The following is a 14,078-nucleotide window of genomic DNA, read 5'->3' as shown; positions in this document are numbered from 1 at the left end:
TTGCTAATTGTTAAAGAACATTTGACTGAAGCGTTTCGCCTCGTCAGGGCTGCGCATTCTACGCTAGCCGGTTTGAAAGTCAACCGTTAATTTGCATTAAATTATCGAATTTTCTTTCCCAGTTAAAAGCCTTGCTTTTGAACCAGACTGATTGGCTTGTGACCCTTGCCCTTAGTGAGCTGGTCTGCCGTGTCAGTGGTTGCGCATTATAGGGAGAAACGGATTTGGCGCAAGCCCTTTTTGTAATAAAATCGTAATTAATTTTCAGCCACACGTTACCCAACGCTTATCCACAAGTTACTCCTGTTCAGAGCCTTGTTATGGCTGTTTATTATGCTAATGTCAGCTTGAAACAGGAGATAGCAATGAATCATGCAATAAGAAGTTACAAAGGCATTCGCCCTAAGGCAGCCAAATCTGTCTATATAGATGAAGCGTCAGTACTGATCGGTGATATTGAATTGGCGGAGGACGCCAGTGTTTGGCCATTGGTCGCTGCGCGCGGTGACGTAAATGTCATACGTGTTGGTGCTCGCACCAATATTCAAGATGGCACTGTGTTACACGTCACTCGTAAAACAGAGCAAAATCCCGCGGGTTACCCGTTAATCATTGGTGATGACGTTACGATTGGCCATAAAGCCATGTTGCATGGATGTACCATTGGCGATCGTGTGTTAGTCGGTATGGGCGCCATTGTTTTAGACAATGCAGTTGTGGGTAATGACGTAATTATTGGTGCGGGCAGTTTAGTACCGCCAGGAAAGAAACTTGAATCGGGTTTTTTATACGTTGGTTCACCAGTGAAGCAAGCGAGAGCTTTAAGTGAACAGGAATTGGCTTTTCTACCGCAGTCAGCAGACAACTACGTGAGGTTGAAAAACGAATACTTGGCAGAATCTCAGGCTTAAGCCCTCATTCTGCCAACCATCACTATTTTAGAAGCCAGCTTCTTCTGCGGTAGCAGCTTCTAAAATCGTGCTGCCGCCTGTTTTAGACAATTCAGCTAATTCTTTATCGATAAAGTAAAGGGCTTGCTTGTCACTGCCTAGTAAATCAATTTTATCGAGAATCGTTTTAAATAGCTTTTCTTCTTCGTGTTGCTCTGAAACGTACCACTGTAAGAAGTTAAACGTTGAGTAGTCTTGTGAGCTAAATGCCACATGAGCCAGCTCGTTAATCTTTTGAGTGATCATGCACTCATGCTCATAAGTTGATTGAAATACTTCTGTTAAAGAAGCAAATTCGTGTGGCGGCGCTTCTACTGTACCAAGAATTGGCAATGCACCTGTTTCACTGACATAAGTAAATAGGCGATGCATATGTTCCATTTCTTCTTTAGCGTGGCCGCGCAAGAAAACTGCTGCACCTTCTAAGCCTTGGTCTTCACACCAAGCGCTCATTTGTAGGTATAAGTTTGAAGAGTAAAACTCTAAATTGATTTGCTCATTCAACTTTTCAACCATGTTTGCTTTTAACATCTGCATTCCTAACGTCTTTATACTGTTTAAACATTTTTACATAAGATAGAGGGGGATAACAAGCAACACATTAGCGGTAGATGAAGCATACTTAACATGCAAGTGATTTCTGACTTTTTTTGAATTTTGTCACAACTCCGTCATTAGCCCCCTGATAGAATTGTAAAAAATTACAAAGGAGCTAAGCACATGGAACTGTTATTTAAAGAATGGAAAATACTGAGTTTTGTTATGCTACTGTTTTTGTGTTCTTTTATCTAAAGAACTAACCAGATAACACAACAGGCTTACACAAGTATTTTTTTTGCTTAGCCACCCTGCAACACTTTTTACAAATGAAACGCGGCTGACTGACTATTTCAGTAATCTGATGCAGCCGCTTTTCAACATCTGCTTTTTTCAAATCACACAATACAAAATCCGCTTTCATTGGCGCTACCTCTCATATCTATTTTAGCGTCATTTCTAGGATCTGGCTTATTGATTCATGTCAACGCTGAGCAAGATCGGCGGCTCTAAACTAGTTACTGCACTATAATTAGATGGCTAAGGCCGATAGGGGTAATAGTTATGTCAGGGTACAAACATATTGTGGTTGCAATTCAATTAAACGAAGACGCACGCTATCTCGTTGAAAAAGCAGTGCTGCGAGCTGAAATTGATAAAGCTAGGCTTACTATCATACATATAGATCAACTGATCAATCATAACTATACCGGGATGGTAGGTATTGATACCAGTAAAGTAGAGCAAGAGATTGCCAAAGAAGATGAAGTACTATTAGAGCGCATCGTGGCTAATATCGACTACCCCATGGAAGAACATAAAGTGGTATGCGGTGATATGCCAGGCGCGTTAATCGAAGCAGCACAAGAGGTAGAAGCAGACCTTATTATTGCCGGTCATCACCATGATTTTTGGAGCATGCTAAGCTCTCATGCTAAGCAATTAGTCAATCGCTCACAGTGTGACTTATTAATTGTGCCACTTAATTAGATAGCCAACGCTTTACACAAGTTTTTTTTACTGTTGGCTGCGCGGCAACACTTTTTACACACAAACTGGGGCTGATTGATCAGCTTTTGCAACAGCTTGAGGTTGTCTTCAATCTCAAGCTTCTTCCATTTACACAATGATGTACTTTTTGCTTTTGTTGCCATGGCCTACTCTATTTCTCATAACTGCAGGGCTATGATCAACAAAGTTAATGTTATTAGCAAGCATTCTCAATTAGATTTATTTAAATATGACTTGTGCATCCCTGGCTAGATCTTAAGAAGATCATACAAAACAGTAAGTAACCAAGGCTAATAACAGATTAATTTTTAACTGTTTGGCATGGCTTGTTTGACATAAACGTCAAAGCGATTGCTTTTAGTCTTGATTTCCATCGTTGGCTTTTGGTTATCGAGGTAAGGAGCATAGTCTGGGCGCTTCACTACCACACGATATTTCGCTGCTGCCATTGCCGGTGCCAATAGTTCGTCGGCGTCCATGTCTGGTCCAACCAAGGATTGAAATACTCGCATTTCTTTTTTGACCAAAGCTTTCTTTTTTTTATGTGGAAACATGGGGTCGAGGTAAACCACATCAGCTGAAGCTTGAGCAAGCGCGTCAATACCAGAGCAAAATTGTAACTGCATCAACTCTTGCACCCACGCTCCAATATCTGGGTCTCGCTGTGCCCTTGCTAAACCATCTTGCAGTAATGCTGCAACAACCGGCGAGCGCTCCATCAAGGTGACTTTGCATCCTAACGAAGCAAACACAAAGCTGTCTCGCCCTAAACCTGCGGTCGCATCAATTATGTGGGGTAAGAATTTACCTTTTAAGCCAACAGCCTTTGCTATCGCTTGACCTTTACCACCACCAAACTTGCGACGATGAGCAACAGCGCCAGAGGCAAAGTCAACAGCCACAGCGCCTAACTTAGGCTCATCCAGTTTACGTAACTCAAGCTGGTCAAAGGTTAAAAATAACGCCAGCTCATCTTCGGGTAAGGACTGCAGACGAAATCCCCACTGGTGAGAAAGTTTCTCTACTTCGTGGCGCAATTCTTTGGATTCAGGGATCAGTGGTAGCACGGCAATGATTCAATCAGTAAAAGCGCCATCATACTAGTCCATCGCCAACGAGACCAGCGCCATCATCTCTATCGGCATGGGTTTACCGAGGTGGTAGCCTTGGGCATAGTCCACACCAATTTCAGACAAGCGCATCAATACTCGCTCGTCTTCTACGCACTCAGCAATGGTTTGCTTACCCATTAACTGGCTCACTTCATTGATACTGCGTACCATGGCGTAATCCATCTCGTCGTCGGCAATATCTCTGACAAACAAGCCATCAATCTTGAGGTAATCGACAGGTAAGCGTTTCAAGTAACCAAAGGAAGAAAGGCCAGTGCCAAAATCGTCTAGGGCCAATTTACAGCCCAGCTTTTTCAGCTCTTTGAGTAAATGAGATGCGTGACTAAAGTTAGCAATGGCAACCGTTTCCGTCACTTCAAAACAAATTTTGTCCAAGGGCACTTTCGATTCTTGTAAAGCTTGTACTAAGTACTCAACAAAGTCTTTGTTACCAATCGATTGGCCAGACAAGTTAATCGAACATAAATCCAGTTTAGCAACGTGGTCTGGGTGACCTGCTAACCATAACAAGGTTTTATCTATGATAAGGCGATCAAGTTTATCGGCCAGGTTGTAGTTTTCAGCGGCAGGAATAAATAAGCCAGGAGGAGCCAACTTACCATTCTCGTCGATCATTCTTGTCAGTACTTCGTAATGTAAGTACTCCTCTTCTTCCTGAGAAATGCGTTTAATAGGCTGCGCATACAAACAAAACCTTTGCTCTCGCATCGCTTGTTGTACCTTGTTCACCCATTGCATCTCACCATGGCGACGCTGTAGCTCTTGGTCGTCATGCTTAAATACGTTCACTCGGTTACGGCCTTCATCTTTTGCCGCGTAACACGCAGTGTCAGCACAACTGAGGACATATTGCTTGGTGCCACTGGTGTTATTCAGCTCAACCAAACCAATGCTGACCCCCAATGAGAAGGTCTTTTCTTCTGAAATAAAATGGTGTTCGGCAACAGCATCAATGACACGGTGGGCATGAATCAGTGCTTCGCTCGGTTCACAGTTGGTGATCAGTACGCCAAACTCATCCCCGCCTAAACGGGCTAATAACGCCGTTTGGGGCAAACTGTCCGTCAATAACGTCGACAGCTGCTTGAGTACTTCGTCGCCAGCGCTGTGACCACAGGTATCGTTGATCACCTTAAACTGATCCATGTCCAGATACATTAAGGCATGAACCTGGGTGCCTTCATTAGCCGACTCAATATAACTCTCAAGTTGCGCTTCAAAGAAATTACGGTTTTTTAAGCCCGTTAAGAAATCATGTGATGCTTGATAAGACAATTGCTCAGATAGCAGCTTTTTCTCGGTAATATCTTCACAAACTAAGAAAAACTGTTCTTTGCCTGGTACTTTACGAGTGGTCTCTTGCAGCCAAAGTGTTTCGCCTAAGCGAGTCTGATATTGGATTTGCCTCGTTAACAAGCCTTCAGCGTTACTAGCACACTGACTTAAATAAGCCATCTGCTGGTCAATGCTGGTATTGATAGTGTGCAATAGGGTGACATTTTTACCCACTAGCTCATCCATCGAGTAAGCTAACAAACGAGAACCAAAGCGGTTACAAGATAAAATCAAGCCCTGGGCGTTAATCGTCAACAGCATTGACGGATTTTCATCGTGCAATACACGGTAACGCGCTTCACTCTCTCGCAGCTCTATCTCGGCTTGTTTACTGCCGCTAATATCACGACCTTCTACTAAAATCAGTTCTAGCTGGCCATTACCATCAAACACCGGCTTTAACGACAAATCAATGATGGCGGTCGCTCCGGCGCTGTTGACCTGTCGACTTTCGTAACGAACAAATTCCCCCATGTTCACTTGCTCAATGGCTTGTTGCAATCGATGCATTTCATTTTTACTGTGCTGCCACCAAGGGGTTTGCCAAATTTTCTTCCCCATTACGTCTACTTCGTTAAGGGATAATAGGCTAAGTGCAGCTTTGTTGGTTTGAATCACCTTGGCTTCACTATCAAGCAAAATGTTGATTTGGAAAGCTTCATTAAACAGCGCGGAAAAACGGGCTCGGCTAGCACGCAATTCGGCATGAATGCGCTTTTGCTTTACCACGTTGAACTGTAACAGCGCAATGATGATACACAGACACACTATCACCGCGAGTACGATCAAAAAGTTCTCTTTGTAATTGTCGTACTCGTCTATCTGCTGATTAATGATCAACGATTCTTTGGGAAGGTCAGCGGTACTCAGCTGCCAGCGTTGCAACTGAGTCGCGTCAAAGATGTATTTGTTATCTGGCTTGGTATCGATGAGAACGGCTTCCACCGGCACCCCATTGAGGACGTCTAACGCTTTACGAGCCGCTTTTTCGCCTTGGCTAAAGCCACTGATCATTTTTCCGCCGACGACGCCATGACCTAAGGTATAGTCCCAAGATGCAAAAATGGGCACATTGGCCACATCATGCAGTGACTGCACCATTTTATCGTATTCCACAAAGTTGCCATCACGATCTCTGGAGAATGTAGTGTAGAAAATGATGGCGTCGCCTTTCACTTGCGCCACTTTTTGCTTCAACGTCAGGAAGGTTTCATCGTGCAAGACGTGCACCCTAGGGTATATTTGTGGCTCAATACGGTCTAACTCGCGTTGCAATAATTGTCCCGAGTTAGTGTCATCCACGATGACATAAATATCTTTGGTTTTGGGCATCAGAGATAAGGCTGCTGAAATGGAGTCGAGTAACTCAATAGACTCAACCACACCCGTTACCTTTTTCATGCCATCAATCAATGCCGGGGTGTAATGATTGATACCGGTAAATACCACGGGCGTATTCGGAAATAGACGCTCACCATAGTTTTTCGCCAGCATTAAGGCATTGTTGTCACTGACAATGACCAAGTCAAAATCACGATGTGCGAATTTACGGGCAAATGCTTCAGTTAACAACTCCATGTACTCATCGCTGAAATAGCGCTTACTGTCGAGGTAAGACACATACAAAGCGATATCTTGCTCGCCCAGGATCGATTCGACCCCAGCTTGCAGGTCTCGGGTCCACTGATAGCCTTGGTGATAAGAATGCAGTACCAAGACTTCTTTTTGTTTAGCATGGGCGAGCGGCATGGTCAGAATCAAACTGCAAAGAAATACACACGCCGCGCTGAACTTACCAAGGTAGGTATTAAACATTAAATAGCTTATTCAAATATCACTCTATCGGCTCACCAGACTACAGTGGCCACTAACTTAGGGTCAAGGCGCACCCCACCAGTATTTGCAACGGGTCACGTAACGTTTCACTCAAACTTAAGGCTCTGGACTCAAAGCATGATTTGCTTCCACACCCGGTAAATGTAAAGTTTGCGTTGGGAAAGCAAATTCAGCCTCATGAGACTCAATAATCGCCATCACTTTGAGCAAAATTTCTTGCTTCACTTCATGAAAATAGACCCAATCTGTGGTTTTAGTGAAGGTGTAAATGAAAAAATCCATTGAAGAAGCATTAAACGCATTAAAATTCACTATTAAGGTTTGCCTGGTGTCTATCTCTGGATGCTGCTGTAGCATAGCTTTCACCTCGGCCACTATAGCCTCAACTTTTGCACTGTCAGCAAAGCGAATGCCCAAGGTTTCGTAAATCCGGCGGTTACTCATGCGCGAGGGGTTTTCTACCGCTATGTTCGAGAAGATGGCGTTTGGCACGTATAATGGTCGCTTATCAAAGGTGCGGATTTTAGTCACCCGCCAGCCAATATGCTCTACCGTGCCTTCAATGTTGCGATCCGGCGAACGAACCCAATCACCCACTTTAAAGGGGCGGTCTAAATAAATCACAAAAGCGCCGAAAAAATTCGCCAGTAAGTCTTTTGCAGCCATGCCGACTACTAAGCCACCCACGCCACCAAAAGCAAGTACCCCTGAAATACTAAAGCCCAAGGTTTGGAAAATTGCCAAAGCGCCGATGACCAACACCGCGGCTCGCATTAGCTTACCTAGCGCTGTTACTGTGGTTTCATCTCGCCCTATCGTGATAAATCGCTTTTCAGAATGACCAATAAAACGCAGAAATCCCCAACAAATCAGGCTCGTTAGCACTAAAGTTAACGCGGTAGGGATAAATTGCTTGACCACAGATTGCTGCGCCTGTGCGTATACACTGGCGACCATGGCCAAGCCTAAAGTTAAGATGGCCCAATTAATGGGTTGCCATAACGCCGCCCAAATAACATCATCCCAACCGTTCCGCGTTTTGGCGACAAGGCGTGTCATGCGTTTGGCAAACATGCGCCAGAAAATAAACGCAACGCTGGTAATACTCAGAATGATGGTTACATCAAACATCCAGTTATTGGTTTTAAAGCTCTCAATCAGCTGTGACACCCATTCCATTTGTCGCACCTTACCATCAAAAGTCGTTGTTTATTGATTTCACAGCAAATACTAACCAATAACGCTATAAAAATCATTGCGCACCATAACGAAAAATCCCCGCACATGGCGGGGATCCGGTGTTATCGGTCAAGTAATACGGTTAGCTTAAGCAGTAATGCCACTGTGGCGTAATAAAGCATCCACGCTTGGCTCGCGGCCCCTAAATGCTTTAAATAATGACATAGGCGACGCCGAGCCGCCTTTCTCTAGAATATTAGTCATAAAATCGGCGCCCACTTGCGGGTTAAAGATGCCCTCTTCTTCAAATCGAGAAAACGCATCCGCCGACAAGACTTCGGCCCATTTATAGCTGTAATAACCGGCCGCATAGCCGCCTGCAAAAATGTGGCTAAAACCATTTTGAAAACGGTTATACGCTGGTGGTATCGCTACTGCCACTTCTGCCCGCACCGCGTCTAACACTTGCTGCGGGTTCGTTTTCGCTTCAGCGTCGTATTCCAGGTGCAACTTAAAGTCGAACAATGAAAATTCTAATTGACGTACCATCATCAAGGCTGAGTGATAGTTCTTTGCAGCTAACATTTTATCAAGCATGTCTTGGGGTAGCGGCTCACCCGTTTCGTAATGACCGGAGATAAACGCTAACGCTTCAGGCTCCCAACACCAATTTTCTAAAAACTGACTCGGCAGCTCTACCGCATCCCATGGCACGCCATTAATACCAGATACGCCAGAGGTTTCTATTTTGGTCAGCATATGATGAATGCCGTGGCCAAACTCATGAAATAACGTAATAACTTCATCGTGGGTAAACAACGCCGGTTTGCCGCCCACAGGCTTATTAAAGTTACAGGTTAAAAATGCGATCGGCTTTTGCAAACTGCCGTCCCCCCTGCGACGACGGGTTTGTGCGTCGTTCATCCACGCCCCGCCTCGCTTGTGTTCACGGGCATATAGGTCGAAGTAGAAGCTGCCTCTAAGCTCACCACTGGCATCAAAGATATCGTAAAAAGACACGTCTTGATGCCAAGTATCCACGTTTTCTCGCGCGGTAATCGTCAAGCCAAATAGTCGTTTGACCACCTCAAATAAGCCGGACACCACTTTTGCTTCAGGGAAGTAAGGGCGCAGCGCCTCATCTGAGATGGCGTACTTATGTTGCTGTAATTTTTCACCGTAATAGGTTAAGTCCCATGCCTGTAGGTCTACCGAGCCATCCAACTCTTCGGCATAAGCTTTTAGCTCTGCCATTTCTGCGGCAGCCTGAGGTTTAGACTTTTTCGCCAAATCAGTAAGAAAACCAATCACTTGCTCAGGGGTTTCAGCCATTTTTGTGGCCAAGCTATCGTGCGCAAAGCTGTCAAAGCCCAGTAAGCTGGCGGCTTCTTTTCTTAATGCTAGGGTTTCGGCAATGATCTCGCTGTTATCCCATTGATTGGCATTAGGGCCTTGGTCTGACGCCCGAGTCACAAACGCCTGGTACATTTCTTGACGTAAACTGCGGCTATCCGCATATTTCATCACGGGGAGGTAACTAGGAAAGTCCAACGTAAACAAATAACCGTCTAGCTCTTTTGATTGCGCCAGTTCTTGCGCCGCTTGCATCGCACTTTCAGGCAAACCGACTAACTCAGCTTGATCAGTAATGTGCTTTTGCCAACCTAATGTCGCATCTAATACATTATTGCTAAATTGTGACGCTAATTCAGACAAACGCATTTTTACCGCAGCAAAGCGTTGCTTGTCCGCATCATTTAACGCAATGCCTGATAATTTAAAATCTCGCAGGTTATCTGTAATCACCTTTTGCTGTTCGCCGCTTAAACTCGCGAACTCGGCGCCTTGAGCAATCGACTGATAGGCTTGGAATAAACCTTCATGCTGACCAACAAAAGTGCCGTATTCTGACAGTAAAGGTAAACAGGCATCATGGGCAGCGCGTAATTCATCATTGCTAACAACGGCATTCATATGGGAAACCGGTTGCCACGCTTGAGAAAGCTTGTCACCCATATCGTCCAAGGGCTGCACAAAATTTTGCCAGGTATAAGTGGTTTGCTTAGCCAACACCTCGGCAATGAGGGCCTTACTGTCTGCAATTAGTTGCTCTATGGCTGGCTGAATATGGGCCGGTTGTATTTGGCTAAAAGGCGCTAAAGCTGTTTCAGTCAGTAATGGGTTACTCATATCGAAGATTCTCTTGATGAACAATTATACTTATTAACATGAGGTAGCCAGGTCCAGTTATCAAGGCTAAGGTACAGATAAAGACAAAATTCATTGTAATTGCCCCGTTAACTAACAAATTGATCTTTATTGATATATTTTTAAGGTAAATGAAAATCGATGAAACTGGTTTTCAATTAGAATTAACCTTGTAAATGCGCGATCTAACGCAGAATTCAGGTCTTCAAGGGGCAATAACTGTGTTACCCAGCTGCGGGAGCAGATATATTGTTTCACAGGTCGCCATTTTGCGATGAATGACTAAACTCCCACAGAGGCGTTAGTGATTTTTACTGCAGGAGGCAGAACTCACGGTGGTGACAGTTCAATAGTTACTGCCACGCCAATAAGCACTTGGTTGATGGATTAAAGCACCATGCTAAACGCATTCTCAAAACTCAAACAGTCAGCATCTCAAAATAGTCTCTCGTTTCGACTGCTGTCTTATATCTTACTGTGTAGTACTGTGCTCGCGGTGGTTATTACCATGGTTCAATTATTGTGGGATTACCACAAAGATGTGGGCCAAATTGAAGACAGTATCGGTCAAATTGAAGCCAGTTTTTTACACCCCATAGCCGCCAGTTTATGGAACTTAGACGAAGAACAAGTCCAAGTGCAGGTCGAAGGCATTATGAACCTGCCTAACATGCAATATGTGCTTATCAAAGAAATCTTAGGGCCTTCCGAGGTGCCTTTAATTGAAAAAGGCATGCAGAAAAAGAAGTTTGATATCAGCCGTGAATTTGACTTGGTTTACCAAGGGGAAATTGTCGGTAAACTCTTGGTAGCGGCGTCGCTGAATGAGGTTTATCAAAGGCTTATAGAAAAATCCATGATCATACTGATCAGCCAAACCATTAAAACCTTAGTGGTGTCTGTTTGTATCTTGTTGATCATATATTACGTAGTGATACGCCACCTCAATCGCATTGCTGAGTATACTCGCACGCTCAACCTCGACACCATCACCAAGCCTCTCGATCTAGAAGGTCGAGACGATAAACCCGCCAATCCTGATGAATTGGACGCCCTCGCCTCTACCTTTAACCAGATGCGAGAAAAAATATATGCCGAATTAAGCGCTAAAGAACAAGCTAATAGCGAATTGGGCAAAGAGCGCGACTTCTCAGCCACTATCATTAACTCATCCACAACGGTGATTTGCTGTTTAAACCTGCATTTAGACATAGAGTCCATCAACCCTGCGGGTGTTCTGCTTACGGGTTACAGCCAAGATGAGATGGAAGGAAAGAGTTGGCTAGAACTGTTTGTGGATCCAAAACAGCGAGACAATATCAAAGAGTCATTACGTAAATACCGTGAACAAAAAGACCTAGAAATCGCCATGACCGACCAGCTTGGTGAAAGTAACACCTTGCTCTGGAACTTTGTCCCCTTTTATCAAGGCGAAACATTTAAGTATCTGATTGCTTTTGGTTATGACGTTTCTAGCTTAAAACGCATTGAGCAAGAAATTAAACGCCTCAATGACCAGCTGGAAGAAAAAGTGGTAAAACGCACCGCCAGCTTAGAGCAGAGTAACAACCAGCTTGTGGTGGCTTTCGATGAATTACAAAAAGCCCAACAGACCTTGGTTGAATCAGAAAAAATGGCTTCTCTGGGGAGTTTGGTAGCCGGTGTTGCCCATGAAATTAATACCCCGATAGGCATCAGCGTAACAGCCTCTTCTTACTTGCAAGACCAAACCCGTAAACTTAAAAACAAAGTGGCTGACGGCCAACTTTCTCGTAGCTTTATTGAAGAGCTCACCAATAACATGGAAGAGTCCAGCGAGTTACTGATTAACAACTTACGTCGCGCCTCTGATTTAATCAGCAGCTTCAAACAAGTGGCGGTAGATCAATCCAGTGAGGCCAGGTATGCCTTTAGCTTGCAAGAAAACCTTAACCAAGTGGTAACGTCATTAAGTCACAAGCTTAAAAAGTCACGCTGTGAGGTCAATACTCACTGTGACCCAGATTTAAAAATGAACAGCTTCCCAGGCAGCTTTACCCAGATATACTCCAATTTGATCATCAATAGTATCAAGCACGGCTTTGAAGATTGGGACGGTGAGCGCGAGATTTCTGTGTTTGTCAGCCTGCAAGGTGACCGCTTATTGATTGATTACCGAGACACGGGGCGCGGTATTGAACCAGACATCGCTGAGCGTATTTTTGATCCTTTTGTCACCAGTAAACGCGGCCACGGCGGCAGTGGTTTAGGTACCCATGTAATGTATAACCTAGTGGTACAACTGCTCAAAGGCTCAATCGAATACAGCAGTAACGGAGAGCACGGCGTGCATTTCCATATCGACTTGCCATATATTCCAGCCTAACCCCAGCCAGAGCAAAATCGCTGCCAAAGCGGTTTTGCTTGTCTTTCCCAATTGACTCCCTACAATCAGTAAAAAACAGCGATGGAAACGTATCATGACAACACATTTTGACTATATCTGTATTGGCGGCGGCAGCGGTGGCATTGCCTCTGCAAACCGTGCGGCTATGTATGGCGCCAAGGTTGCGCTAATTGAAGCCAAAGACTTGGGCGGCACGTGTGTTAACGTGGGCTGTGTTCCTAAAAAGGTTATGTGGCACGGCGCGCAAATTGCTGAAGCCATTCACCTTTACAGTAAAGACTATGGTTTTGACGTTGAGCAAAAAGGTTTTAATTGGCAAACCTTGGTAGACAGCCGTGAAGCATACATTGGCCGTATTCATCAATCTTACGACCGTGTTTTAGGCAACAACAAAGTTGAAGTGATTAAAGGCTTTGCCAAATTTGTGGATGCCAAAACCGTTGAAGTAAATGGCCAACAATATACCGCAGACAATATTTTAATTGCGGTGGGCGGCGCGCCAACGATTCCTGATGTGCCAGGTGCAGAGCACGGCATTGACTCAAATGGCTTTTTTGAACTCACCGAACAACCTAAACGAGTAGCCGTTGTCGGTGCAGGTTACATTGCGGTAGAAATTGCGGGTGTACTGAATGCACTTGGCAGTGAAACTCATTTATTTGTGCGCAAACACGCGCCACTTCGAACCTTTGATAACATGATCACCGACACCTTGGTGGAAGTGATGGCCGCAGAAGGCCCTCAGCTGCATACTGACAGTACGCCAAAAGAAGTGGTAAAGAATGCCGATGGCAGCTTAACCCTTTCATTTGAAAACGGTAACAGCACCACGGTGGATTGCCTAATTTGGGCAATCGGTCGCCATCCATCCACCGCAGCAATCAATTTGGATAAAGCCGGCGTTGAGACTAACACGCAAGGTTACATCAAGGTAGATGAATACCAAAATACCAATGTGCCTGGTATTTACTGTGTTGGTGATATCATGGAAGGCGGCATTGAACTCACACCCGTTGCAGTTAAAGCGGGCCGCCAATTGTCAGAACGCCTGTTTAATGGCAAAACTAACGCCAAAATGGATTACGACTTAGTGCCGACCGTGGTCTTTAGCCATCCACCGATTGGCACTATTGGCCTGACGGAGCAAGAAGCGCAAGCCAAATACGGTCAAGACAATATCAAAGTATACACATCTGGCTTTACCGCCATGTACACCGCCGTTACCGCACATCGTCAGCCTTGTAAAATGAAGCTGGTTTGCGCCGGAGAAGAGGAAACCGTAGTGGGCTTACACGGTATTGGTTTTACCGTAGATGAAATGATTCAAGGTTTTGCGGTAGCCATGAAAATGGGTGCGACCAAGGCCGACTTTGACAGTGTTGTAGCTATCCACCCAACAGGCTCTGAAGAGTTTGTGACCATGAGATAAAGAAATTGTGTAGGAACAACTTCTTGCACACTCATCCATCTGGAACATCATCAATCACTGACCACACCTCCGCG

The 14,078-nt window shown here is 44.7% G+C and carries 10 protein-coding genes; 4 read left to right on the top strand and 6 right to left on the bottom strand.

Going from position 1 to position 14,078, the window contains the following annotated elements; all coding sequences use genetic code 11:
* Nucleotides 1-365 precede the first annotated feature (365 nt).
* Nucleotides 366-911: a gamma carbonic anhydrase family protein gene (locus tag D1Z90_RS12525; RefSeq protein ID WP_119911110.1), complete on the top strand. Its 546-nt coding sequence runs from the start codon at nucleotides 366-368 to the stop codon at nucleotides 909-911.
* A 27-nt stretch (nucleotides 912-938) separates the two neighbouring features.
* Here D1Z90_RS12525 and ftnA read toward each other — a convergent pair whose 3' ends face one another.
* Nucleotides 939-1,481 carry a non-heme ferritin gene (gene ftnA / locus D1Z90_RS12520; protein WP_119911109.1) on the bottom strand — a complete coding sequence of 181 codons (543 nt, stop codon included), beginning with the start codon at nucleotides 1,479-1,481 and terminating at the stop codon, nucleotides 939-941.
* Between the two features lie 570 nt (nucleotides 1,482-2,051).
* Here ftnA and D1Z90_RS12515 point away from each other — a divergent pair.
* Nucleotides 2,052-2,477 (top strand): universal stress protein, encoded by a 426-nt coding sequence (locus tag D1Z90_RS12515; protein ID WP_119911108.1) that lies wholly within the window; start codon nucleotides 2,052-2,054, stop codon nucleotides 2,475-2,477.
* Here D1Z90_RS12515 and D1Z90_RS21535 read toward each other — a convergent pair.
* The 5 genes from D1Z90_RS21535 to prlC form a co-directional block, all read right to left on the bottom strand.
* On the bottom strand, nucleotides 2,474-2,641 hold the full coding sequence (locus D1Z90_RS21535; protein WP_198419164.1) for a hypothetical protein: 168 nt from the start codon (nucleotides 2,639-2,641) through the stop codon (nucleotides 2,474-2,476). The two genes, D1Z90_RS12515 and D1Z90_RS21535, sit on opposite strands and share 4 nt — an antisense overlap.
* Nucleotides 2,642-2,806: 165 nt before the next feature.
* Nucleotides 2,807-3,556, bottom strand: coding sequence for a class I SAM-dependent methyltransferase (locus tag D1Z90_RS12510; protein WP_198419167.1), 750 nt, complete (start codon nucleotides 3,554-3,556; stop codon nucleotides 2,807-2,809).
* A gap of 42 nt (nucleotides 3,557-3,598) precedes the next feature.
* Complete coding sequence (locus tag D1Z90_RS12505; RefSeq protein WP_119911106.1) at nucleotides 3,599-6,781, bottom strand: ABC transporter substrate binding protein; 3,183 nt, start codon at nucleotides 6,779-6,781, stop codon at nucleotides 3,599-3,601.
* 117 nt (nucleotides 6,782-6,898) lie between these two features.
* Nucleotides 6,899-7,981: a mechanosensitive ion channel family protein gene (locus tag D1Z90_RS12500; protein ID WP_119911105.1), complete on the bottom strand. Its 1,083-nt coding sequence runs from the start codon at nucleotides 7,979-7,981 to the stop codon at nucleotides 6,899-6,901.
* A 147-nt stretch (nucleotides 7,982-8,128) separates the two neighbouring features.
* Nucleotides 8,129-10,171, bottom strand: a complete 2,043-nt coding sequence (prlC, locus tag D1Z90_RS12495) for an oligopeptidase A (RefSeq protein WP_119911104.1) — start codon at nucleotides 10,169-10,171, stop codon at nucleotides 8,129-8,131.
* Between the two features lie 415 nt (nucleotides 10,172-10,586).
* On the opposite strand from prlC, the gene D1Z90_RS12490 reads away from it, so the two are divergent.
* Together D1Z90_RS12490 and gorA are read left to right on the top strand one after the other, a co-directional pair.
* Nucleotides 10,587-12,554: an ATP-binding protein gene (locus tag D1Z90_RS12490; RefSeq protein WP_119911103.1), complete on the top strand. Its 1,968-nt coding sequence runs from the start codon at nucleotides 10,587-10,589 to the stop codon at nucleotides 12,552-12,554.
* A gap of 94 nt (nucleotides 12,555-12,648) precedes the next feature.
* A complete protein-coding gene (gorA, locus tag D1Z90_RS12485) occupies nucleotides 12,649-14,004 on the top strand; it encodes a glutathione-disulfide reductase (RefSeq protein ID WP_119911102.1) in 1,356 nt (451 codons plus the stop codon).
* Nucleotides 14,005-14,078 lie beyond the last annotated feature (74 nt).

The sequence above is a fragment of the Motilimonas pumila genome, assembly GCF_003596335.1.
In the GTDB taxonomy this organism is placed as follows: Bacteria; Pseudomonadota; Gammaproteobacteria; order Enterobacterales; family CBDFNC01; genus Motilimonas; species Motilimonas pumila.
The sequence above is the reverse complement of the archived record's forward strand: the minus strand, read 5'-3'. Positions and strand labels throughout refer to the sequence as shown.